At 69.7% G+C, this 22,371-nt stretch carries 21 protein-coding genes; 9 read left to right on the top strand and 12 right to left on the bottom strand.

Annotated elements, in window-relative coordinates; genetic code table 11:
• Positions 1-13: 13 nt before the first annotated feature.
• On the bottom strand, positions 14-754 hold the full coding sequence (locus AMYAL_RS0133635; RefSeq protein ID WP_020635692.1) for a class I SAM-dependent methyltransferase: 741 nt from the start codon (positions 752-754) through the stop codon (positions 14-16).
• Between the two features lie 113 nt (positions 755-867).
• On the opposite strand from AMYAL_RS0133635, the gene AMYAL_RS0133630 reads away from it, so the two are divergent.
• Complete coding sequence (locus AMYAL_RS0133630; RefSeq protein WP_020635691.1) at positions 868-1,440, top strand: TetR/AcrR family transcriptional regulator; 573 nt, start codon at positions 868-870, stop codon at positions 1,438-1,440.
• 45 nt (positions 1,441-1,485) lie between these two features.
• Here AMYAL_RS0133630 and AMYAL_RS0133625 read toward each other — a convergent pair whose 3' ends face one another.
• The 3 genes from AMYAL_RS0133625 to AMYAL_RS0133615 form a co-directional block, all read right to left on the bottom strand.
• The gene (locus AMYAL_RS0133625; RefSeq protein ID WP_020635690.1) at positions 1,486-2,319 is read right to left on the bottom strand and encodes a bifunctional 5,10-methylenetetrahydrofolate dehydrogenase/5,10-methenyltetrahydrofolate cyclohydrolase; all 834 of its coding nucleotides are present in this window, start codon (positions 2,317-2,319) and stop codon (positions 1,486-1,488) included.
• Positions 2,316-2,939 carry a cyclodeaminase/cyclohydrolase family protein gene (locus AMYAL_RS0133620; protein WP_020635689.1) on the bottom strand — a complete coding sequence of 208 codons (624 nt, stop codon included), beginning with the start codon at positions 2,937-2,939 and terminating at the stop codon, positions 2,316-2,318. The genes AMYAL_RS0133625 and AMYAL_RS0133620 overlap by 4 nt, the downstream gene beginning before the upstream one ends.
• A 111-nt stretch (positions 2,940-3,050) precedes the next feature.
• The gene (locus AMYAL_RS0133615; protein WP_020635688.1) at positions 3,051-3,881 is read right to left on the bottom strand and encodes a hypothetical protein; all 831 of its coding nucleotides are present in this window, start codon (positions 3,879-3,881) and stop codon (positions 3,051-3,053) included.
• Between the two features lie 168 nt (positions 3,882-4,049).
• Between AMYAL_RS0133615 and AMYAL_RS0133610 the strand changes: the two genes are divergently transcribed.
• From AMYAL_RS0133610 to AMYAL_RS0133600, 3 genes are all read left to right on the top strand, one after another.
• Entirely contained in the window at positions 4,050-4,505 is a 456-nt protein-coding gene (locus AMYAL_RS0133610) for a hypothetical protein (RefSeq protein ID WP_020635687.1), read from the top strand.
• Positions 4,506-4,694: 189 nt separating this feature from the next.
• Positions 4,695-7,028, top strand: a complete 2,334-nt coding sequence (locus AMYAL_RS0133605; RefSeq protein ID WP_020635686.1) for a chitobiase/beta-hexosaminidase C-terminal domain-containing protein — start codon at positions 4,695-4,697, stop codon at positions 7,026-7,028.
• A 126-nt stretch (positions 7,029-7,154) separates the two neighbouring features.
• A complete protein-coding gene (locus AMYAL_RS0133600) occupies positions 7,155-8,474 on the top strand; it encodes an aldehyde dehydrogenase family protein (protein WP_020635685.1) in 1,320 nt (439 codons plus the stop codon).
• 75 nt (positions 8,475-8,549) lie between these two features.
• Here AMYAL_RS0133600 and AMYAL_RS0133595 read toward each other — a convergent pair whose 3' ends face one another.
• The 5 genes from AMYAL_RS0133595 to AMYAL_RS0133575 form a co-directional block, all read right to left on the bottom strand.
• Entirely contained in the window at positions 8,550-8,780 is a 231-nt protein-coding gene (locus AMYAL_RS0133595) for a putative acetyltransferase (protein WP_020635684.1), read from the bottom strand.
• Positions 8,777-9,016, bottom strand: a complete 240-nt coding sequence (locus AMYAL_RS0133590) for a glutaredoxin family protein (RefSeq protein ID WP_020635683.1) — start codon at positions 9,014-9,016, stop codon at positions 8,777-8,779. The genes AMYAL_RS0133595 and AMYAL_RS0133590 overlap by 4 nt, the downstream gene beginning before the upstream one ends.
• A 3-nt stretch (positions 9,017-9,019) precedes the next feature.
• Positions 9,020-11,908, bottom strand: a complete 2,889-nt coding sequence (locus AMYAL_RS0133585; protein WP_020635682.1) for a helix-turn-helix transcriptional regulator — start codon at positions 11,906-11,908, stop codon at positions 9,020-9,022.
• An 89-nt stretch (positions 11,909-11,997) separates the two neighbouring features.
• Positions 11,998-12,192: a hypothetical protein gene (locus AMYAL_RS0133580; RefSeq protein WP_020635681.1), complete on the bottom strand. Its 195-nt coding sequence runs from the start codon at positions 12,190-12,192 to the stop codon at positions 11,998-12,000.
• A gap of 14 nt (positions 12,193-12,206) precedes the next feature.
• Positions 12,207-15,086 carry a type 2 lanthipeptide synthetase LanM family protein gene (locus AMYAL_RS0133575; RefSeq protein WP_020635680.1) on the bottom strand — a complete coding sequence of 960 codons (2,880 nt, stop codon included), beginning with the start codon at positions 15,084-15,086 and terminating at the stop codon, positions 12,207-12,209.
• Positions 15,087-15,406: 320 nt separating this feature from the next.
• On the opposite strand from AMYAL_RS0133575, the gene AMYAL_RS0133570 reads away from it, so the two are divergent.
• From AMYAL_RS0133570 to AMYAL_RS0133550, 5 genes are all read left to right on the top strand, one after another.
• Entirely contained in the window at positions 15,407-16,354 is a 948-nt protein-coding gene (locus AMYAL_RS0133570; RefSeq protein ID WP_020635679.1) for a methylenetetrahydrofolate reductase, read from the top strand.
• 113 nt (positions 16,355-16,467) lie between these two features.
• Complete coding sequence (locus AMYAL_RS0133565; protein ID WP_020635678.1) at positions 16,468-17,790, top strand: M20/M25/M40 family metallo-hydrolase; 1,323 nt, start codon at positions 16,468-16,470, stop codon at positions 17,788-17,790.
• On the top strand, positions 17,790-18,668 hold the full coding sequence (locus tag AMYAL_RS0133560) for an alpha/beta fold hydrolase (RefSeq protein ID WP_020635677.1): 879 nt from the start codon (positions 17,790-17,792) through the stop codon (positions 18,666-18,668). The genes AMYAL_RS0133565 and AMYAL_RS0133560 overlap by 1 nt, the downstream gene beginning before the upstream one ends.
• A 40-nt stretch (positions 18,669-18,708) precedes the next feature.
• Positions 18,709-19,305, top strand: coding sequence for a winged helix-turn-helix domain-containing protein (locus AMYAL_RS0133555; protein WP_020635676.1), 597 nt, complete (start codon positions 18,709-18,711; stop codon positions 19,303-19,305).
• On the top strand, positions 19,306-20,049 hold the full coding sequence (locus AMYAL_RS0133550) for an SRPBCC family protein (RefSeq protein WP_020635675.1): 744 nt from the start codon (positions 19,306-19,308) through the stop codon (positions 20,047-20,049).
• Here AMYAL_RS0133550 and AMYAL_RS0133545 read toward each other — a convergent pair.
• The 3 genes from AMYAL_RS0133545 to AMYAL_RS0133535 form a co-directional block, all read right to left on the bottom strand.
• A complete protein-coding gene (locus AMYAL_RS0133545) occupies positions 20,042-20,263 on the bottom strand; it encodes a DUF5703 family protein (RefSeq protein ID WP_016334446.1) in 222 nt (73 codons plus the stop codon). The two genes, AMYAL_RS0133550 and AMYAL_RS0133545, sit on opposite strands and share 8 nt — an antisense overlap.
• Entirely contained in the window at positions 20,260-21,273 is a 1,014-nt protein-coding gene (locus AMYAL_RS0133540; RefSeq protein WP_020635673.1) for a hypothetical protein, read from the bottom strand. The genes AMYAL_RS0133545 and AMYAL_RS0133540 overlap by 4 nt, the downstream gene beginning before the upstream one ends.
• A 113-nt stretch (positions 21,274-21,386) precedes the next feature.
• A complete protein-coding gene (locus tag AMYAL_RS0133535) occupies positions 21,387-22,352 on the bottom strand; it encodes an aldo/keto reductase (RefSeq protein WP_026467658.1) in 966 nt (321 codons plus the stop codon).
• Positions 22,353-22,371 lie beyond the last annotated feature (19 nt).

Raw genomic sequence — 22,371 nt, 5'->3', positions numbered from 1 at the left:
CGTCACCGGCGGGTCAGTCCCGGACCGCGGTGATCGCGACGGTGGCGTAGCGGGTGGTGAACCGGCCGCCGATCCCGTCGATCGCCGCGCCGACTTCGGCGAGGATCTCTTGTCGCACAGCGGGTTCGACCCAGGTGAGCGAGCCGAACGTCGGGAGCTGGTCCAGCCATTCGTCGCGGGTGTGGACTCGCTCCCAATCGTGGCGGCTTCGCCGCGGCTCGCCGAATCCGCCCGCTTCACGCAGGCCGTCGGCGGCTTTGTCCAGCAGCAGCCCGTACGGGTCGGCGGACTGTTTCGGCACGCTCTTGAGGTCGATCGGAGCATCCGGCACGTGTCGCCGGTACGCGTCCGCCAGGGCGTCCGTGACTTCCGCCGGTGGCTCGGGCACGTGCCAGAACGCGGACCAGAGCCCGCCCGTCCGCAGGACTTCGGCGGCCTTGGCGGCGCCCGCCACCGGGTCCACCCAATGCCAGGCCTGTCCGGAGACGAGCAGGTCGAACCGGCGGCCAGCGGGCTCCCAGGTTTCGAATTTCGCGACTTCGACGTCGATCCCGCTCCGGCGGGCGAACTCGGCCATCCGCGGGTCCGGTTCGACGCCCAGCACGTGACAGCCCGCCGCTTGGAGCTGGCGCGCTTCGATTCCGGTGCCGACGCCGACGTCGAGGGTCTCGCGGCCGGGTGCGGCGGCGACGAGGTGATCGATGAGCTCCGGGGGATAGGCGGGCCGGGTCCGGTCGTAGCGTTCGACGTCCACGCCGAAGGATTCCGCGGCCTGTCGATGGCGATGAGGCTCTTGCCCCGAAGGTAGAGTGGGCATGCGCCCACCATAAGTGGGCACGTGCCCACTCGTCAACGCAAAGGAGCCGTATGCCGACCGGGGTAGCCCTCCGCGCCGTCCGCGTGCAGTTGTTCGACGCCGCCGAGCGGGTCTTGCTGCGGGACGGGCCGAGCGGGCTGACCAGCCGTGCCGTCACCACGGAGGCGGACTGCGCGAAAGGTGTGCTGCACCGGCATTTCGACGACTTCGACGGATTCCTCGCCGAGTTCGTGCTGGACCGGATCGAAAAGCTGGACGAAGAGAGCCTGCGCAAGTCCGTCGGCACCGGAACGGTCGTGGACAACCTCACGTCGGCGCTCACGGCGGTGTTCGAGTCGGTCGCCGTCGCGATCGTCCCGCTCGTGATCTTCCGCGACGAGCTTCGCGCCCGGTTGCAGCGCGAATGGCCTGCCGGGATCCCGGTGCTGACCCAGGCGGCGGTGATGATCGGCGGCTACCTCGGGGCGGAACGCGAGGAAGGCAGGATCGCCGAGGACGCCGACGTCGAGACGCTCGCGGCCACGCTGATCGGCGCCACGCATCTGCTCTTCGCCGATCGCACGGCGCCCGCGCCCGAAGCAGCACAGGTGCGGAAGGTCGTCGAGACGGTGATCAGGACATGAGAAAGGCGGCGAGTCCTCAGTGGACTCGCCGCCTTCGTCAGCGGATCAGGACTGTGCGGCGGTGACGGTGTGCCGCAGCAGCAGCGACGTCGTGACCGGGCCGACGCCGCCGGGGACCGGCGTGATCGAGCCCGCGATCCCCTCGACCGCGGCCTGGTCGACGTCGCCGACGAGCCCGCCTTCAGCGGTCGGGTTGGTGCCGACGTCGATCACCACGGCGCCGGGCTTGACGTGGTCCGCGCCGACGAAGTGCGCGCGGCCGACGGCCACGACCAGGACGTCCGCGGTCTTGGTGACCGCCGCGAGATCCTTGGTGCGGGAGTGGCAGACGGTCACCGTCGCGTTCTCGGCGAGCAGCAGCAGCGCGGCGGGCTTGCCGACGACGGTCGAGCGGCCGACGACCGCGACCTGGGCGCCGGACAGGGCGACCTGCTCACGCTTCAGGATCTCCAGCACCGCGGCGGCGGTGGCGGGCGCGTAGGTCGGCAGGCCCGCGGTGAGCCGGCCGAGGCTGACCGGGTTGGCGCCGTCGACGTCCTTGCGCGGGTCGATGTGCGCGCCGACGTCGTCGAGCGTGACGCCCTCGGGAAGCGGGGTCTGGCAGATGATGCCGTGGACAGCCGGATCCGCGGAGAGCTTGTCGAGTTCGCGGGTGACGTCCTCGCCGGTCGGCTTCTCCAGCTGGACCACGCGGCAGTCGACGCCGACCTTCTTCGCGGCGCGCTCGATCGAGCGCACGTACCAGGCGGTGGCGTCGTCGTCGGTCGGCACGAGCACGGCCAGCGTCGGCGCGGTGCCGGATTCGCGCAGCTTGGCGGCGGTCTCGGTGACCTCGGCGGTGATGGCGGCGGCGATCGCGCGCCCGTCGATCAGGGTCATCGGGCGAGCCTTTCGCGAACCTGGGCGATGAGGACGTCGGCGCGCCCGGCGGCGGGCGTGTACTCGGCGAGCCGGGCCTCGGTCTCCTTGCGGAGCTGCTCGTCCGACATCGACGCGAGGTTGACCTCGACGTTGACCACGCCCGACTCGAGCGCGGACTTGGCGGAGGAGGCGGCGACCGCGATGTCGGAGATGACGTTGGTGTTGGCGCCTTCGAGGATCGAAGCCGCGACGTCGATGACCTCGGCGGCGAGGGCGGCCGTGCGCAGCGGGACCTCGGCGGCGCCGACCAGGGCGGCCTGGATCGCGGCCGTGCGGGCCTGCTTCTCCTCGTCGGTGGCCTTCGGGAGCTTGTACGCGGCGACCACCGCTTCGAACGCGGCGGCGTCTTCGGCGGCGAGGCCGAGCGCGCGGCCGCGGAGGTCCTCGGCCTTGGCCAGCGCCTCGGTCATGGTGGCCTCGTGCTCGGCGTACTTCGGCTTGCCGATGGTCAGGTTGCACACCATGGAGACGAGGGCGGCACCCACGGCGGCGTTCATCGCGGCACCCGCGCCACCACCGGGCGTCGAGGCCTTCGAAGCCAGCTCATCGAGCCACTGACCGACCGGTCGATCCTCCACGCGATGTTCCCTTCCCGCTCGTTTTGCCGTCGCGCCGAAGCCTACCCGTGGGGTTCCCGGACAGCCCGAAGGCCACCTTCGCGTCGCGAAGGTGGCCTTTGAGCGGAGGGGTCAGCCTCGCTGGTACTCCTCCCACGTGAGCTTCGGCGAGACGGCGGGACCGTCGTCGGAGCCGCGGCCGGCGAGGCCGTTGTACCCGAGGTAGTAGTCACCGGCCTGGTGCTGCGCGCCGGACGACAGGTCCGGATCGGACAGTGCGATGGCGTGGATGTGGTAGGCGAAGCCCTGGGCCGGGGTCCGGACCCAAGCCGCGAAGCCCACCTGACGCAGCTTCCGCGCGACGTCGGTCCGCGTGGCCGAGGACATGCCTTCGACGCCGATGTCGAGCGCGCCGCCGCCGTCGTGCGTCCCGGCCGAAGCGCCGACGCCGCCGGGGTTGTACGAGCCCTGCGTGATGGTGAGCTGCCTGCCGAGCAGGCCTTCCGCCTTCACCAGCATCGCCTTGGTGCGGGTGTTCATCGTCTCGCCGTGGTAGGTGAGACGGCTACCCGCCGCGACCGTCGCGGTCACGGTGTACCGGCCCTCGCCCAGCTTCTCGAGCGACGTCTTGCCCGGCAGTCCGGAAGCGTCGATCCCGGTGTAGCCCAGCGACTTCTGGTAGCTCGAATACGCGGTGATCGTCGACGTGCCGAAATGGCCGTCGACGTACTGCTGGTCGAGCAATCCCTTGGCGGACAGGGCCTGCTCCACCAGCAGGACACTGTCCTTGGCGCCCGGAGTCAAGGCGCTGTCGGCCCGGCGCGGGTCGATCTGCGCGGCTTTGAGCACCGCTTCCATACTGGCCGCGGGCAACGCGGCCGCGGCCACTTCGGCACTGGCCGGTGCGGCCACGCCGAAGGAGAGCGCGGTCGCTGTCGCGACGACGGCTACCTTGGTCAACAATTCCTGCCTCCTGAACGAACTTCGACCCGATGTCCGGCCAGCATGAGCAGCGCGAGTACAAGGGCCGTACAAACGGGACGGTCGTTGTCGCCCGGTCGGGTGTCGCTCCGGCGAAATCGGAAGTGACCTGATAAGACTTCCGGTGGACGCCGAAAGGTTGAGACCCACATGGTGCTTCGTACTTCGCCACCCTCAAGGGCTCATCTCAGACTGCTCGCGGAAGCGGACGCGGCACCCCCGGCCCGGCGCCGGGACCTCTACGCCGAAATCGCCGACCGGCGGCTGGCCGCGATCCTCGCCGCGGAAGACGTCGCCGAGGAACACGGGCTGAGCGCGCACGTCCGGACGACCTGTTACGTCCACCGTTGCTGGGTGCATCAGTGTGTCTCCGATCCGATGCACGTCCTGATCGTCACCGGGCACCGGTGGTGCCGTCGCTGCGATCGCACGGTCGACGTCGAGGTCGACGAGACCTTTCCTGGTTCGGTCGAGCTCTCGTGCGACGGCTGTGGCGTCCCGCCGGACACGGCCGCGAATCGCGAGGTGCTCCTGGCCTGCCGGACCAGCCTGAGCGCCATGCACGGTGGGGAAGCTTCGACGCTGTACGTCGTCCCCGACTGCTGACCAGCGCCCGATCGCACCATTCGATGACGCCGAACGGCCGTGTCATCGTGGGCTGTCCGGGGCATCAAGTGGTTTGGACCATCACTGTTACCGAAGCGTGATCTGGACATATCTCACGGACCGTTACTTTGTTGTGGCGCGCAACGAATTGCTTCGCCCGTGGATTTCCAACGCCGGAGGTGTCACGACGTGGACCGGATCTTTGTGCAGCCCAAACGGCGGAAAGGGGTCCGGGGCGCGCTCGCCCTCGGCCTTTCCGCGCTCCTGATCGCCGCCGGTCTCGGCGGCGCGACCGCCGCTGCCGCGGACTACAGCCAGAGCGCCGCGTCCTTGAACGCGACCCAGGCGCAGTTCTCCTTCACCCCGGCGACGACCGCGCGGTACGTCGACATCCACTACACCGGCGTCCCTGGGGTGGGCCAGCAGAACGTCCGCATGACCGACAGCGGGGGAACGTGGCGGCACACCGTCGGTTCGCTCGCCGCCGGCACGGTGCTCGACTACTGGTTCACCTACGAGAAGAACGGGCCGCAGTACGACACCCCGCACTTCGGCTACACCCACGGCGGCAGCGGAACCACGGTCGCCTCACCGACGTTCGACCCGCCGGGCGGCAGTTATCCCAGTGCCCGTTCGGTGACACTTTCGTCCGCGACCGCGGGCGCGACCATCCGGTACACAGTGGACGGATCCACGCCGACCGCGTCGTCCACCGTGTACACCGGGCCGATCACGGTCTCCGCGTCTTCGACGATTTCCGCGATCGCGCTCAAATCGGGCTCGGCGAACTCCGCCGTGGCGTCGGCGAGCTACACGATCGGATCGACGCAGGCGACCTGCCCCGCCCAGGCCGAGGTGCCGGACTTCGGTCCCAACGTGCGGATCTTCGACCCCGGTATGTCGGCGTCGTCGATCCAGGCCAAGCTCGACGCGGACTTCAACGCGCAGAAGGACACCCTGACCGCGCAGTTCACCGAACGCCGGTACGCGCACCTGTTCAAGCCCGGTGTGTACAACGGCATCCACGACGACGTCGGCTACTACACCTCTGTCGCGGGTCTCGGGCAGAACCCAGGGGACGTCGTGATCAACGGCGACGTGACCGTCGACGCGTTCAACGAGTCGGACAAGGGCGTGGCGCTGCAGAACTTCTGGCGCTCGACGGAGAACCTGGCCGTCGTGCCGAGCAGCGGCGCGACCCGCTGGGCCGTCGCGCAGGCCGCGCCGTTCCGCCGGATGGACATCCGCGGGGGATTGAACCTCTTCCCGGCCAGCTACGGCTTCGCCAGCGGCGGGTACACCGCCGACAGCAAGGTCTCGGGCAAGACCGCGTCGATCTCGCAGCAGCAGTGGTACACCCGCGACAGCAGCTACGGCAGCTGGGAGGGCGGCGTCTGGAACATGGTGTTCTCCGGGACGAACGGCGCCCCGGCGAACACGTTCCCGAACCCGCCCGAGACGACACTCGGCACCACTCCGGTGTCCCGTGACGTCCCGTACCTCTACCTGGACGGCTCCGGTAAGTACCGCGTGTTCCTGCCTTCCTTGCGCACCAACGCTTCCGGGCCGAGCTGGGCCAACGGTGGCACGCCGGGCAGTTCGCTGCCGATGAGCCAGTTCTACGTCGTCAAGGCGGGGGACACGGCGTCGTCGATCAACAACGCCCTTTCCCAGGGCTGCAACCTGTTCTTCACTCCAGGCGTCTACCACCTCAACCAGACGCTGAACGTGACCAAGGCCAACACGGTCGTCCTCGGCGTCGGGTACCCGACGCTGGTGCCGGACAACGGTGTCGACGCGATGAAGGTCGCCGACGTGGACGGGGTCCGGCTCAAGGGCCTGCTGTTCGACGCCGGAACGACCAACTCGCAGTCGCTGCTCACGGTCGGCCCGGCCGGCTCGGCGGCGAACCACTCGGCCAACCCGACGACGCTGCAGGACGTGTTCTTCCGGATCGGCGGCCAGATCGCGGGGAAGGCGACCAACAGCCTGATCGTCAACAGCCGGGACACGATCATCGATCACATCTGGGCCTGGCGGGCCGACCACGGCAACGCGGGCACCTACGGGTGGACGGCCAACACCGGCGACACCGGCGTCGTCGTCAACGGGGACAACGTGCTGGCGACCGGCCTGTTCGTCGAGCACTACCAGAAGTACCAGGTGATCTGGAACGGCCAGAACGGCAGGACGATCTTCTTCCAGAACGAGATCCCCTACGACGTCCCGGACCAGGCGGGCTGGAAGAGTCCCAACGGGCTCAACGGGTACGCAGCCTACAAGGTGGGGGACAACGTGACCACGCACGAGGCGTGGGGCCTTGGCAGCTACTGCTTCTTCAACGACAACCCGGCGGTGAACCTGTATCACGCGTTCGAGGTACCGAACCGCTCCGGCGTCCGGTTCCACAACCTGGTGACGGTCTCGCTGAACTACAAGGGGACCATCACCCACGTGATCAACGACGCGGGAGCGGTGACGCCACCGGGAACGACGCCGAGCAACCTGGTGAGCTACCCGTAGCACCGAGGGGCTGAAGGGCGCTTTCCCCGCATGACATGCGGGGAAAGCGCCCTTCAGCTATCTGTATAACGACCTATACTGCGACGCGTCGGGCGCCCGGCGCGTCGCGCGGTTAGGCTCGGCTCCATGATCAGCAGTGATGCCTCCGCGATCGTCGGTGACCTGCGCGAACTGTTCCGCTCCGGCGTCACGAAGCCGGTGACCTGGCGGCGGAAGCAGCTCGCGGGCCTGCGTGCGCTCCTTACCGAGCAGGCGGACGTCTTCATCAAGGCGCTCTACGCCGACCTGCGCAAGAACGCAGTCGAGGCCAAACGCGCGGAGATCGCGCTCGTGCGCAACGAGATCGACCACACGCTGGAGAACCTCGACTCTTGGCTGACCCCGGAGCCCGCCGATATCCCACAGCCCCTGCGGCCTGGCGCCGGGCGTGTCGTGCGGGAGCCGCTCGGGGTCGCGCTGATCATCGGGCCGTGGAACTACCCGCTGCAGCTGGTGCTCGCGCCGCTGGTCGGGGCGCTGGCGGCGGGCAACTGCGCGGTCGTGAAGCCGAGCGAACTGTCCCCGAACACCTCGGCCGCGATCGCCGAGCATCTGCCGGCCTACGTCGAAGGCGTCCGCGTCGTCGAGGGGGCGATCCCGGAGACGACGGCGCTGCTGGAGCAGAAGTTCGACACGATCTTCTACACCGGGAACGGGACCGTCGGCCGGATCGTCATGGCCGCGGCGGCGAAGCATCTCACACCGGTCACGCTCGAACTGGGCGGGAAGAGCCCGGCGATCGTCGAGCCCGGCGCGGATCTCGCCGTGACCGCGCAGCGGCTCGCCTACGGCAAGTTCGCCAACGCGGGTCAGACCTGCGTCGCGCCCGACTACGTCCTCGCGATCGGCGACACCGGCCCGAAGCTGGCCGAGCACCTGGCCGAGACCGTCGAAGCGATGTTCGGCGCGGACCCGGCCACCAGCGACTCCTACGGCCGGATCATCTCGACCCGGCACCATGACCGGCTCGCCGCGCTGCTGGACGACGGGACCGCGGTCGTCGGCGGCAAGGCCGACCGCGACGAGAAGTACATCGCGCCCACCGTGCTCACCGACGTCTCCCCGGACGCGCCGGTGATGCGGGACGAGATCTTCGGCCCGATCCTGCCGATCATCGAGGTCCCGGACGTCGACGCCGCGCTGGCCTTCGTCAACGAACGCGACAAGCCGCTGGCGTTGTACGCCTTCACCGAATCGGACGAAACGAAACGCAGGATCGAGACGGAGACGTCGTCCGGCGGGCTGGTGTTCGGGGCGGCGATCATCCACCTCGCGGCGCCCGAGCTGCCGTTCGGCGGGGTGGGGGAGAGCGGCATGGGCCGCTATCACGGCCGCTACTCGATCGACAACTTCAGCCACGTGAAGGCAGTGCTGGACAAACCCCTTGCCAGCGGTAAGGCCACTTAGAGCGGCAACGTGTCGTGCCGGGTGGCAAGTCCGTGAAGGCCTCCTTGAGGGACTCAGAGTCCCTCAAGGAGGCCTTCACGGACTTCCGAACGTGTCCTTACGGGACCCGCGTGGGGCCGGTGGTGGTGGGACGGTCTTCGCCAGGACGATGTCTGCCAGCCGGATCGTGGCGAGACCGCGTTTGGTCTCCACCGTGCATTCCGCGTCGTCACGGGAGCGCAGGTAGCCGAGCGCGTCGGTGAACCCGCCCTCGATCCGGTACCGCACGACGACCCTCGTGCCGACCGGGACGTCCGGGAGGGTCATCGGTTCAGATGCGCGGTGAGCTCGTCGTCGCTCGGTTCGACCAGGTGGGTGCCGTCCGGCCAGACGATGGTCGGGATCCGCCGCTCACCGTTCTGCAGCGCTCGCACGATCTCTTCAGCGCCGGTGTCCGCTTCGACATCGACGTAGTCGTACTCGACGCCCTTCGCGTCCAGCAAGGCACGGCTGCGTTTGACGTCGGGGCACCAGACGGCGCCGTACACGGTGAGGTCGTTCATGGATCACAGCATGCCAGGTCGCGGTCCGGCCGCTCGTTCGGCGAGGGCCGAGCGGTCGGCGAGGCCGGTCTTGGCGAGCAAGCTCGCGACGTGCTTCTCGACCGTCCTGGGGGAGATGTGCAGCCGGGCCCCGATGTCTTTGTTGCCCATTCGCTCGGCGAGCAGCACCAGCACCTCGTACTCGCGCACGGTGACGCCTGCCGCGCGCAGGTCGCCGGGGACGCGGTCGACCCCGGCGCGGCGCTGGCGGACGGGCGCGCCGAGCTTGCGGAGCAGGCTCCGGCAAGCGGCCGCGACAGCCTGGATGCCCCTGCCGTGGAAGTACTCTTCGGCTTCCTTGAGCCAACCCGCCGGATCGCCCCAGCCGTCGGCGGCGGCCGGTTCGGCGATCAGCCGGAGCCCGAGATAGCGGGCCAGCGGATAAGGCGCCGACGTCTCCAGCGCGGCTGTCACGGCTTGCCCGGCTTCCACCGCCTCGCCTCGCCTGCCGTGCTCGACGGCGTGCGCGAACTCGACGAACTGCCGGTTCCATCGCATCTCGCTCATGGCGGAACCGGCCTCGGGGCAGTCGGCACCGCCGAGCGTGTCGACGAGCGTCCTCAGTCCGTGCTGGCCGGCGAGGTGGAATCGGCTCGGTCGCCGGTCCTCGAGCTCGGTCACCTGGTCGAGCTCGCGGCGCGCCCGCTCGAAGTCCTCTTCGAGCAGTGAACAAAAGACCTGCGCCAGCCCGATGCTCAGCACCATCTCCTGCGCGTTCTCACCGCCGCTTTCCCGGAAGTCCGCGAGTGCCTGTTCCATCGCCGGACGGTCCGCCCGGTGCCCGGCCGACATCGCCCTGGTCATATGCGCGTACTGCAGCAACGCGGTCAACCGGAGCCTGCCGAGCACGGCGAGGTTCTCCTCCAGCAGCGCGTGCGCGGTGTCGAACTCGCAGCGCAGGATCGCGTGCATGGTGCGCACGGAATCGACCGCGCAGTGCAGCGTGATCGACCCGGTCCGCTGGGCGTCGTCGCGGGCGAGCAGCAGGGTCTGCTCGTCGCCGTTCATCAGCACGCGATGCCCGCCGAGCCGGACCAGCGCCTGGGTGCGGAGGTGGTGCAGGTGGTTGTCCTCGGCGGTCCGCCGCGCGAGCTGCATGTAGTGCTCGGACTCGGTGAGATCCCTCGGCAGCGCGAGCATGCCGAGCACCTGGAGCGCCTGGCAGACGACGAACGGCTGCCGGGTCTCCTCGGCCACCTTCCACGCCTGCCGCGCGAGCCGTTCCGCGGTGCCGGTCCGGCCGGGGACGTCAAGCCAGAGATTCGCCTCGACGGCGTCGAGCGCCGCTTGCTGGGCAGGTGAGATCGCCGAGCCGAGGGGAGCGCGGGCCCGTTCGATCTGGCCGAGGCATTCGTCGTGCCGTCCGGCGATGTAGGCGGCCCAGGCCAGCTGGGTGTGCAGTTTCGCGGCCCGTTCCAGCGTCCCGATCTCGCCGAATCCGTCGGAAAGCTCGACGGCGCGGTCGAACTGGCCGGTCTGCCCGAGCGCGTACAGCAGCGTCTCCAGCACTTCGGCCCGGTCACCCGCGTCGGCCCCGGCGAGCAGGTCGACGGCCTTGGTGAGCATCGTGACCGCGGAGTCCGCGGCACCGGCGTCGAGCGCGCGGCGACCGGTTTCGGCGAAAAGGTGGCCCGCCGCCCGCTCGTCCAGCGCGGTCAGGCGGAGCGAAGCGGCGAGGGCGCACAGATCACCGGGCAGCCCTGGGTACAGCTTCTCGACGGCGTCGGCGGCCTGCCGGGCGAGCGCCGCCTTCCGCGCCGGTGACTGACGCGCGAGCAGCGCTTCGGCGGTCAGCGGATGGCGGAAGGCGTACCAGCCGGGTGTCGTCTCGTCGGTGGTCACCAGGTTCGCCGAGACCGCGGCGCTGAGGTGGTTGTGCAAGGTCCGGTCGTTCGTCCCGGTGACCCTCTGCACCACCGGCAGCGGGAAGCGCCGTCCGATGATCGCGGCGACCGACAGCAGTTCGCCCGCCTGCTCGCCGAGTTGCTCCATCCGGACGCCGATACTGGTGATCAGCGCGGCGGGTACACGGGCGCGAAGCTCTCCGATGACGCGCCAGCCGTCCCTGCCCTCCACCAGCAGACCGTCGTTCACCATGCCGTGGAGGAGCTCCTCGACGATGAACGGCAGCCCGGCGCTGTTGCGCCACAACAGTTCCGCCGCCGGTGCGGGCAGGCGTCCCGGCTCGGTCTCCAGACAGGCCGCGGCGAGGGCGCGGGTGTCGGCGAGACCGAGCCTGTCGAGTTCGAGGACGGTGCAGCTCATCCGCTGGGCACCGGTGGTCGCCAGGCGGAGGGCGTCCGAGGGCTCGTTGCGAAGGGTGCCGACGAACAGGGTCTGCGCCGCCGCCAGGTTGTCGACGAGGTATTCGAGGATGAACAGCGTCTCGGCGTCGGCGTCTTGGAGGTCGTCGAGGACCAGCAGCGCGCCGCGTCCGCGGCTCGTGACGGCCAGCAGCCGGAACACCGCTTCGGCGAGCACGAGCAGGGAACCGGATTCCCGAGGCCGGTCGCCTTGGCTCCAGTCGGGGACGAGCTGGGCGAGGACGGGGACGAACGGGTCGAGTTCGGCCGCCTCGGGCGGGCCACCGCCACGGAAGTGTGACCACAATGCCTGGGTCAGTGGCCGGAACGGGACGAGCGGGCCGATCGAACCGGCCCTGCCCTGCAGGACCGGGATGTCCGCGGTGACCGCTCGCGAAGCGGCTTCGATGGCGAGCCGGGACTTGCCGATGCCGCCTTCACCCACGAGAAAGATCGCGCCGCCGCGGCCGGCGATGGCGCGATCGAGAGCTCCGGAAAGCTCGGTCAGTTCGGCGTCACGGCCGATCACCCGCGACGAACGGATTCCCACCGCCGTGACTATAGCGAGCGGTTTCGGCCTTTCGCGGCGAGAAGCTGATCACGAAGGCGGGCGGCGCGTGCCCGCCTTCGTGGCCCGTCTCAGATCCAGCCGCCGGTGAAGACACTGACGACGGACGGCGATCCGGGGTCGCTGGACAGGGTGGCGAGCGGGTTGGCGCTCAGCCGCGGCTTGCTGCCCGCCAGCGCGTGGTTGCGCGAGCCGACCTCGAGGGCGCGCGGCAGGTTCACGGCGCCGAGGGCGTCTTCGGTCGCGGACAGGTCTCTTTCGTACATTCGGGTTCTTCTCCTCATACTCGGTTTACCGGCGGAATGACGGTGGCCGCGGGATGCGGCCGATCGGGGCGGAGCAGGAGTGCGGACGGGACCCGGTCGCCGAATCCCAGCCGCAGCAGGCCGTAGCCGATACCCGCCAGACCGGTCAGCAACCCCGGCGCGGGGATCGCGCCGGGAGTACCGCAGCGCGCGCCGCGCTGGTCGATGGCGGCGAGCAGATGACCGGTCCGGCGACGCGCCGCGGCGGCGGCGCCAGTGTGCCCGTTCTCCGCCAGCACGCACAACACTTCCAGCACTCCGGACTCGCCGTGACACAGGCTGAGATCCTTCATGGGTGCCCCGTCGGACAGTCGTTTGACCGTCCGGTCCAGCTGGAGGGAGTGGGCGGGATCGGGCAGCTGGGCTGCCTGGCCGAGGGCGGCGCCCGCGAGACCGTCGCACCAGCCGCCGGTGCTTTCCGCCCGATCGTCCGCCTTTCCGGGCGATTCTTCGCCGGTCCGGGCGTGTGCCCGCAGGACCCAGTCGATCCCGGCGGAACCGCGCGCGAAACCCGTCCCCAGTGGACGCTCGCGGTCGAGCAGCAGGCCGGCGTATCGGTCCGCCTTCGCCAGCGCCGACTCCAGTCCGGTTTGGACGTACACCGAGCGCATCGAGGCGACCCCGCCCGCCAGCCCCGTGGTGAACCCGGACGGTGTCCCGTGCGTGGCGTCGGGCATCAGGTCGACGGCCTGTTCGATCAGATCACCCGCGGGGAGACCGACCAGAGTGCTGAGCCGGGCGATCGTGTACGCGACGCCACCGAGCCCGAGAAGCCCGCCGCAACCGGCGGTGGCGGCCAGTTCGGGGTCGGCCCGGAGGGTGGCGAAAAGGCTCGGGAGCGGGCTGATCGCGTAGGCGGCCAGATCGCGGTAGCGCGCGATCCCGGTCAGCTCGGCGAGCTGGGCGAGGAACAGCGCGACACCGCAGTAGCCTTCACCGAGCCCCGCGCCCATCGGCAGCACGGTCCAGTAGCGGTCGTCGACGAGTTCGATGCCGAGCCAGTTGGAGCGGTGCTCGTCGGAGAAGGCGTTGGCGACGATGTGATCGGCGATCCCGCAGGCGGTGACCAGCAGTCGTTCCGCGTCGGGTGCCTGGTTCGGCACGGCCGTTTCCGCGGTCTCGCCGCTTCCGTGATGCCCGTCGATCGCCGTGCTGATGGCGAGGGTGGCCGCGATCAGCCATTCCTGGTCGCGCTGGTCGAGCGGATCCATGTCGGCGACCTTCGCCAGCACGGTGTCCAGCGACGGCCGGTCGACCACGCCTTCGACACTGTCGCCGCGTGAATCCAGCAGCGACGTCGAGCCGGGGTTCGAGGTGAACATCGGCACGTCGCCCGTCCACAGGTCGGCCCGTTCGTGCGGCACGAGCCTGAGCAGTTTTTCCTCGCCTGCCGAGTCCTCTTCGAGCAGGTCGAAGGCGCGGTCGCGGTCCTCCGCGTCGCGCAGGAGGTCGGGATGGGTGGTCTCGTCCAGCAGGCGGAAGTAGAAGTTCGTCGGCCGGATGAGCACCCGGATGGGATCTTCGGCGCAGCGCCGGAGGTGCTCGGCGAGTTCGTCCCGAGCGGTGGAGATCGCGTCGTAGCCGAGCCGGAATCCGGCCAGCAGCGCCGCGCTGTGCTCGGCGGGGGTGACGTCGCGGCCGTCGAGACGGGGGAGGTTGTTCCCGCCCGCGAGTTCGCCGGGCACCCGGACCAGTCGCATGTGGTCGGTGCCGGGATCGGCCCAATCGACCCGGTCGGTTGGCAGCTTGCCACCGCGTCCGGCTAGCCCGGAGATGTCGACGGCGCCGTGCTCCCCGGCGAAGAGCTGGGGGAGCAGCAGGGTGCGCTGGACCGATCTCGCCAGCATCGCCGCCGCGGGATCACCCTCCGGCGGGTCGGGCGGCGACGGCTGGAACAGCGTCTCGATGTCGATCAGCACCGGCTGGTCGCCGCAGGCGATGATGTTCTCGTAGTGGACGTCGGTGGCGTCGAGCGCGTGCAGGAGCGCCAGGAGGATGCCCTGGCGGCGGTAAAAGCGGTCGACGTCGGCGATATCGGCGCAGGGTCGGTACTCGACGAACCGGAGCCAGCCGTACCCGTCGCGCGGCAGTGCGTCGGCGGTCCGCAGTTCGAGGCCGGGGAGCCGCTTGTTCAGCTGGTCGACGACGTCGGTGAAGCGCTCGTGCAGGATCAGCGGACGGGGTTTGTAGATCACCTTGGCGCCGCTGGAGAAGCGGAGCAGTTTGACCGACCGTCCTCGCGCGTGCGAGTCGCCGATCCCGCCCGCCACCTCGACGAGCGTGCCGAGCTCGCCGTCCACGACCGAGCCGGGAAGCGCGGCGGCGTCGGCGGCGAAGCGGGTCAGCATTTCGGCGTTGGCTTCGGCGGCGTGCAGACAGGACTGGGCGAGGAGCCGGGCCAGAACCGGGTACTCGCCGAACAACCGGGCGAGTCCGGCCGGAGTGGATTGCCGGCGCACGAAGTCCGAGAAGCGCTCTTCGGGCGTTTCACCCTGGAGAGTGCCGGCCTTGCGGGCGCGGTGGAGTTCGAGGACCAGGGTGCGGACCGAGAGTTTGAGCAGATGCTGGTCGAGCTGAGCCGCGAAACCCCGGCGGAGCGCCTCGACGTCGGCATCGGCGAGGTCATCGGGGACCGCCGCCTGGCAGGCGGCAGCGACGAACGACCTGAAGACCCCGGCGAACTCGACACGCCAGTCACGGACTGGAGGGCGCTCCGGCAGAAGCGTCGTGACAGCGTGTTCGGCGAAGTCGGCCCATACGGGCTTGTCCGCATTCCGTTCGCGCGGGGTCTGGCCGTGCACCCACCAACTCAGCGGCAGGGACGTCGCCGATGTCTGGGGCGTCACACCGGTCATGGTTTCAGCTCGGCCGGGCACGCACATGGGGGCGGCACCCCCCACATTCAGCGCACGCACGAAGATGCCCGGAGAGTGACGGCCGGGTAGGCGGCAGGGGGCGTGCAATCAGGCAAGTACGAGTCTCATCGGCGCCCCGACCGGAATATGGGGTCCCGGCACCCATGCGCGGGACCGGTCCCGGCGCGACCATGGTCAGGTGGCGCGGCGGTCGCTGGGGGATCACCGCGGCGCCGGGCGCGGGCCGGTTTCTGGGGGTCCGGCCCGCGCCGCCGGAGGGAACGTCCACCGCCCGGCGGCGAACTGCTAGCTTCCGCGTCATGGTGGACCACAGCGACAGCGCGGCTTTCCGGAAGCTGGTGACCGGCGCCGAGAGCGGCATCCTCCTGTTCGGCATCACCCCGCCCCGGCTGAGTGCCGATCCCGAACGGATCCGAGAGATCACCGCGGCCACCCTGGGACGGCTGGCCGCCCTCGACATGGACGGTTTGGCGCTCTACGACATCGACGACGAAAGCGACCGCAATCCGGCGGAACGGCCGTTTCCGTACCTGCCGACCATGGATCCCGCGACCTACCATGCGGACTACCTCGACGGGTGGAACCGTTCCGCGATCATCTACCGGTGCGTCGGCAAATACGCCGAGGCCGAACTGCGGACCTGGCTGCAGACAGCGGATTCGGACCGTGTGCACGGTGTCTTCGTCGGTGCGTCCTCCAAGGACAAGCCGGCGCTGACAACTTTGTCCGAGGCGCAGGCCCTGCGCCGGGACGTCCGTCCGGATCTGCTGCTGGGCGGCGTCGCCATCACCGAACGCCCTGAGGAGCATCTGCGTCTGATCGCCAAGCAGGAGGCGGGATGTGCGTACTTCATCTCGCAGGTCGTCTACAACGCTGACGCGGCGAAGAGCATGGTTTCGGATTATTTCTACGCCTGCCGCGAGCGGCGGCTCACGCCAAAGCCCGTCCTCTTCACACTCTCGGTGTGCGGGTCGACGAAGACCCTGGCATTCCTCGAATGGCTCGGCGTCGATGTCCCGCGCTGGCTCGAGAACTCCCTGCGCCACGCGGACGACACGCTGGCCGAATCCTATGAGCAGTGTATGGCGACCGCACGAGACCTGATCGCTTTCTGCCGCAAGCTCGGCATGCCGTTCGGCTTCCTCGTCGAGAGCGTGTCCATCCGCAAGGCCGAGATCGAAGCATCGACCGCCCTCGCCGACGAGCTGAGCCGGCTGCTCGAACGAGGCCGACCGTGTGCTCGATGATGAGCGAGGAGCGAAAGCGGAGGAGCTGCGCAGGGCGGAGGGTGGGTTTTCCCACGGTGTCCACCACGCGGTGGCACCGGGTCGGCGGGCTCCACCAATGGTAGGAATGCCTGGTGACCGAACCGAATTTGATCGAAGCCGCCGCCGAAGAGGCAGTCACCCTCACCAGTGAACTGATCCGCATCGACACCACCAACACCGGTGACCCCGACACGCTGGTGGGTGAACGCGCCGCGGCGGAGTACGTCGCCGAGAAACTCACCGACGCGGGCTACGAGATCACCTATGTCGAGTCCGGCGGCAAGAACCGCCACAACGTGATCGTCCGGCTGCCGGGCGCCGACCCTTCGCGTGGCGCGCTCCTGATCCACGGTCACCTCGACGCCGTCCCCGCCGACGCCTCGGAGTGGTCGGTGCACCCGTTCTCCGGCGCGATCCAGGACGACTACGTCTGGGGCCGCGGTGCTGTCGACATGAAAGACATGCTCGGCATGACGCTCGCGCTGGCCCGCCACTACAAGATCAACAACATCGTCCCGCCGCGTGACCTCGTGTTCGCGTTCCTCGCCGACGAAGAGGCAGGCGGCAAGTACGGCGCGCAGTGGCTGGTGGAGAACCGGCCCGAGCTGTTCGAAGGAGTCACCGAGGCGATCAGCGAGGTCGGGGGCTTCTCGATCACGCTGAAGGACAACGTCCGCGCGTATCTCATCGAGACGGCCGAAAAGGGCATCCGCTGGATGAAGCTGCGCGTGCGCGGTACCGCGGGCCACGGCTCGATGATCCACCGCGACAACGCCGTCACCAAGCTGTCCGAGGCGGTCGCGAGGCTCGGCAACCACCGCTTCCCGCTGGTCATGACCGACTCCGTCCGCGAGTTCCTGGACGGCGTCACCGAGATCACCGGCTGGGACTTCCCCGAGGACGACATCGAGGGTTCCGTCGCCAAGCTCGGCAACATCTCGCGGATGATCGGCGCGACCCTGCGCGACACGGCGAACCCGACGATGCTCACCGCGGGCTACAAGTCGAACGTCATCCCCTCGGTCGCGGAGGCTTCGGTCGACTGCCGGATCCTTCCCGGCCGTCTCGAGGCGTTCAACGCCGAGCTGGAGGAGATCCTCGGCCCGGACATCGAGAAGGAGTGGATGGAGCTGCCGCCGGTCGAGACGACCTTCGACGGTGCCCTCGTCGACGCGATGACCAACGCGGTCCTCGCCGAAGATCCTGGCGCCCGCACGCTCCCGTACATGCTCTCCGGCGGCACCGACGCGAAGTCGTTCCAGTCGCTCGGGATCCGCAACTTCGGGTTCGCCCCGTTGCAGCTGCCCGCGGACCTCGACTTCTCGGCGCTGTTCCACGGGGTCGACGAGCGTGTCCCGGTCGACGCGCTGAAGTTCGGCGTGCGGGTGCTCGACCGCTTCCTGCGCTCGGCCTGATGCCCGGTCTGCTGGCTGCCGACGGGACACCCCTGCATTTCGAACGCTGGGGTGATTCGTCGGCGCCGGTGACCGTGGTGCTCCTCCACGGCTACGCCCTCGACAGGCGGAGCTGGCGCGCCATCGGGCCGGTACTGGCCGAGGCCGCGGAGGAGCCGCTCGCGGTGCTGGCCTACGACCAGCGCGGGCACGGTGAATCCGGCGAGGTCCGGGCCGCGTCGGCGACCATGGGGCAGCTCGCCGACGATCTGGCCGAGGTGCTGGAGAAGGTGATCCCGGACGGCAAGATCGTCCTGGTCGGCCACGACATGGGCGGGCTCGCGATCCTGTCGCTCGCGCAGCGTCACCCGGACGCCTTCGCGGCAAGGGTGGCGGGAATCGGGCTGCTCGCCATGTCCGCAGGCGGGGTCACCCCGGACGCGATCTGGCCGAACGCGCTCGGGAAGCTCGGCCGGGACCTGGAAATGGTGTTCGGGACGAAGCTGATCGGCCTGGTGCGGGAGCATACGAGCAAGGCGGTGACCGCCGGGCTGCGGTGGTGGCTCTTCGGGGACGACCCGGTGCCCGGTGACGTCGAGCTGGCGGTGCGGATGATCCGCGGCAACTGGCCGCAGACGGTGTCCGCGTTCCGTCCTGCACTGGACGCTTACACACGGGAGTCAGCGTTGTCGCAGGTCGGCGCGGTGCCGGTGACCGCGATCGTGGGGGAGCGGGACAAGCTCGTGCCCGCGGCGGACGTCGAGGAGCTGGCCGGCGCGGTGGAGAACGGGACCTCCGTCGTGCTGCCCGGTGTCGGGCACGTCGTGCCGTTGGAAGCGGCCCCGCAGGTGGTGCCGCGTCTGCTGGCACTGGCGAACCGGGCACGCCGACAAGACTGACTTTCTTGACAAGTTCTGTTTTCGGTGACACCTTCTTGGCATGTTCTCCGTTGCGGTGATCGAGGACGCGGAAGCGGCCGAAGTCTCACTCGACCCGGTCCGGGCCCGGCTGCTGGCCGAACTGGCCGAACCGGCGTCGGCCACGATGCTGGCCGCGCGCGTCGATCTGCCGAGACAGAAGGTCAACTACCACTTGCGGGCGCTGGAGAAGCATGGCCTGGTCGAGCTCGTCGAAGAGCGGCGCAAGGGCAACGTCACCGAGCGCATGATGCGCGCGACGGCGTCCTCGTACGTCATCTCGCCGACGGCGCTTTCGGCCGTGCAGCCCGATCCGGCCCAGTCGCCGGACAGGCTCTCCGCGCGCTGGCTGCTCGCGGTGGCGGGCAGGCTGGTACGCGACGTCGGCGTGCTGATCACCGGCTCGACCAAGGCGCGCAAACGGGTCGCGACCTTCGCGATCGACGGCGAGGTGCGGTTCTCCTCCGCCGCGGACAGGGCCGCGTTCGCCGAAGAGCTCACCGTCGCGATCACGAACCTGGTGAGCAAGTACCACGACGAGGACGCCGAGCAGGGCCGTGACCACCGGATTGTCGTCGCCGTCCACCCGAGCGTCAAAACCGAGCCCGAGGAGCACTGAATGGGCCACGAATTCGAGATCTCCGACCGGGTCGAAGTCGACGCGACGCCGGAACAGGTCTGGGACGCCATCGCGACCGGGCCGGGCATCACGTCCTGGTTCATGGGGCGCAACGAAGTCGAAGGCGGCGTCGGCGGCACCGTGAAGACCGCGTTCGGCGGCTACGAACCCGCGTCCGCGATCACCGCCTGGGACCCGCTGGAACGGCTCGTCTACGGCACGGAGCCCGAACCGGACGGACGATTCGTCGCCTACGAATTCCTCATCGAGGGCCGCTCCGGTGGCAGCACCGTGCTGAGGACCGTGACGAGCGGTTTCCTGCCCGGCGACGACTGGGAAGACGAGTTCGAGGCGATGAGCGCCGGCGGAGAGCTGTTCCTTCGCACGCTGGTCGAGTACCTCAACGGTTTCGCCGGCCGGCAGGCGGCGCCGGTGACGGTGTTCGGGCCGATGATCGAGGACTGGGACAGCGCGTGGCTGAAGCTGGGCCGGGAACTGGGCCTGGCCGGGCGGCCGGAGATGGGGGACCGGGTCCGCCTGTCCACCAGCGGGGTGTCCACTGTGGACGGCGAGGTCTACTTCGCGAACGCGCAGACGGTCGGGATCCGGACCCCGGACGCGCTCCTGAGGTTCGTCCGCGGCTTCGTCGGGCCGATGGTCGCGATGCATCATCTGTTCGGCGACGTCGATTCCGCCGAACAGGACGGGATTTGGGCCGACTGGCTCGGCCGCGTGTTCAGGTGATGAGACCGGGCAGGGGGGTGGCGGTGCGCTTGCGGCGCAACCACACCCTCCTGGTCCCGTCGGAGTAGAGCCGGACGGTCGAGAGCTCCCAGCCGGCGAACTCGGCGTGGATCGACAGCTGCGTCGCCGCCGCCCGCCGGGAGACACCGGGAGGCAACTGCAGCCGCCGGTACTCCCAATCCCCTTCGACCACCGCCTCGTCCACAACTGTCATGGCGTGATCACCTGGATCCCTTCTCCGATGGCCGAGCCGACGACCACACGGCCGCTCTGCTCGTCGACGGTGACCGAATCTGGCTGCCGCACGGTGGGGAACCGGTGCTTCTCGATCGGCTCCCCGCCGCGGACGTCGAAGCCGACGACCTCGTTGCGTTCGGTGAGGGTGACCCAGGCCAGGCCACGGGTGCGGTCGTAGGCGATGCCGTACGCCCCGCCGGGGACGGGGTAACGCTGGCGCAGCAGCAGCGGCGTCGTGGAGAACGCCAGCAGCGCGCCCGCTCGCGCGTCGGTGACGAAGACGCGTCCGAGGTCGTCGGTGACAGCGTTGGCGGCGCCGTCGCCTGCGCGCAGGCCCTCGCCGATCTTGCCTTCGGCGAGGTCGACGGCGAACAGGGCGGTGCGCAGCTTGTCGAGCACGACCACGCCGTCACCGGTGTTCAGCACGTCGTCGGCGCTGTAGATCTGGCCGGTGACGGTCTTCGGGGCCGCGTTCTTCGACAGCACCTCGACGACCTTGCGGTCCCGGACCGACACCAGCGTCGCGTCGCCGTCGGCGAGACCGGCCGATGGCTGCCCCGCGACCGGGACCGTCTCCAGCGCGCCATCGGGCAGGGAGACCTTCGCCAGCAGGCTCTTGCCGGGAACGCTGGCGAGCACCTGCGAACCCGAGACCGTGAGCCGCTCCGCCGGGCCGGGCAGGGCCACGGTCTTCTTCGGCGCGTCGAGGGCGGCGAGGTCGTAGATGCGCAGTGAAGGCGGCTCCGAGACGGCGACCACGAGGGCCTTGGTCGTCTCGCTGGTGGCCAGCGCCTTCACCCCTGGCACGGCGAACACCGAACCGGCGGGCTTGACCGTCACCGCGGGGGAGACGGCCGCCGTCACCGCGACAGGGTTCTGCACGATCTGGAGCGAGTCGTTCGGGGTGTCGTCCGTACCGCAGGACGAGAGCACCAGGGCACCGGCGAGCGGGATCGCGATCCGGGAAACGGCGGACAGCCGACCCACCTTGGTGCCTCCACCTGCTACTCGTCGAACGGACTTGTCCAGCATCCCCCGGAAACCCCACCGCGTCACGTCTGTGTCACCCAACAGTCACCTAATCCAGTATTCGAGACGGCTCAGAGGCCGCGTTCCGGGTACCCGACCTCGATCGCGCTGACGTCGTCGAGCGCCGAGCGGATGGCGGGCGGGAGCGTGATCTCCTCGGCGGTGAGCGAACCGGTCAGCTGACCCGTGTCACGGGCCCCGACCACGGGCGCGACCACTCCCGGCCGGTCGCGGACCCAGGCCAGCGCGACGGCCAGCGGGGAGGTGCCGAGGCCGTCGGCGGCCGTCGCGACCGCCTGCACGATCCGGGCCGCGCGATCGGTCCGGTGATGTTCGACATAGCCCGCGAAAACACTCGAAGCGCCGCGCGAATCGGCGGGCGTCCCGCTGCGGTACTTGCCGGTGAGCACTCCCCGGCCCAGCGGCGCCCACGGCAGGATGCCGATGCCGTGGTGCTCCGCGGCCGGGACGACCTCGCGATCGACCCCGCGCTCCAGCAGCGAGTACTCGACCTGCGTCGAGACCAGGGGAGCGACGGCGGAAGTGCGGGCCGCGGCCGTCGCCAGCTGCCAGCCGCAGTAGTTGGAGACGCCGACGTAGCGGGCCTTGCCGCTGGTCACGGCGTAGTCGAGGGCGGCGAGGGTCTCGTCGACCGGCACGGTGGTGTCCCAGGCGTGCAGCTGCCACAGGTCGATGTGGTCGGTGCCGAGCCGGCGCAGCGAACCTTCGAGCGCGCTCAGCAGGGCACCGCGCGAGGCCCCGCCGCCGAACGGGCCGTCGGTGCGGCGGGCGACCGCCTTGGTGGCGAGCACGATGTCGTCACGGGGTACGAGGTCGCCGAGCAACCCTCCGAGGACGCGTTCGCTCTCGCCTTCGCCGTAGATGTCGGCGGTGTCGACCAGGGTGCCCCCGGCGTCGACGAACGCGACCAGCTGGCTGGCCGCCTCCTCCGAGTCGGTGTCGCCACCCCACGTCATGGTCCCGAGGGCCATCCGCGAGACCCGCAGTCCCGACCGGCCGAGCTGTCGCTTTTCCACGACGGGCGAGCCTAGCCGG

This window comes from Amycolatopsis alba DSM 44262, assembly GCF_000384215.1.
GTDB classification, from domain to species: domain Bacteria; phylum Actinomycetota; class Actinomycetes; order Mycobacteriales; family Pseudonocardiaceae; genus Amycolatopsis; species Amycolatopsis alba.
Note: the sequence above shows the minus strand (reverse complement) of the source record. Positions and strands in the feature narration are given on the sequence as shown.

Excerpts from the sequence above, each read along its gene's own strand:
- AMYAL_RS0133545 (WP_016334446.1), bottom strand. The coding sequence starts at position 20,263 with ATGACAGTTGTGGACGAGGCGGTGGTCGAAGGGGATTGGGAGTACCGG.
- AMYAL_RS0133600 (WP_020635685.1), top strand. The coding sequence starts at position 7,155 with ATGATCAGCAGTGATGCCTCCGCGATCGTCGGTGACCTGCGCGAACTG.
- AMYAL_RS0133550 (WP_020635675.1), top strand. The coding sequence starts at position 19,306 with ATGGGCCACGAATTCGAGATCTCCGACCGGGTCGAAGTCGACGCGACG.
- AMYAL_RS0133555 (WP_020635676.1), top strand. The coding sequence starts at position 18,709 with ATGTTCTCCGTTGCGGTGATCGAGGACGCGGAAGCGGCCGAAGTCTCA.
- AMYAL_RS0133570 (WP_020635679.1), top strand. The coding sequence starts at position 15,407 with ATGGTGGACCACAGCGACAGCGCGGCTTTCCGGAAGCTGGTGACCGGC.
- AMYAL_RS0133610 (WP_020635687.1), top strand. The coding sequence starts at position 4,050 with ATGGTGCTTCGTACTTCGCCACCCTCAAGGGCTCATCTCAGACTGCTC.
- AMYAL_RS0133590 (WP_020635683.1), bottom strand. The coding sequence starts at position 9,016 with ATGAACGACCTCACCGTGTACGGCGCCGTCTGGTGCCCCGACGTCAAA.
- AMYAL_RS0133575 (WP_020635680.1), bottom strand. The coding sequence starts at position 15,086 with ATGACCGGTGTGACGCCCCAGACATCGGCGACGTCCCTGCCGCTGAGT.
- AMYAL_RS0133595 (WP_020635684.1), bottom strand. The coding sequence starts at position 8,780 with ATGACCCTCCCGGACGTCCCGGTCGGCACGAGGGTCGTCGTGCGGTAC.
- AMYAL_RS0133580 (WP_020635681.1), bottom strand. The coding sequence starts at position 12,192 with ATGTACGAAAGAGACCTGTCCGCGACCGAAGACGCCCTCGGCGCCGTG.
- AMYAL_RS0133560 (WP_020635677.1), top strand. The coding sequence starts at position 17,790 with ATGCCCGGTCTGCTGGCTGCCGACGGGACACCCCTGCATTTCGAACGC.
- AMYAL_RS0133630 (WP_020635691.1), top strand. The coding sequence starts at position 868 with ATGCCGACCGGGGTAGCCCTCCGCGCCGTCCGCGTGCAGTTGTTCGAC.
- AMYAL_RS0133625 (WP_020635690.1), bottom strand. The coding sequence starts at position 2,319 with ATGACCCTGATCGACGGGCGCGCGATCGCCGCCGCCATCACCGCCGAG.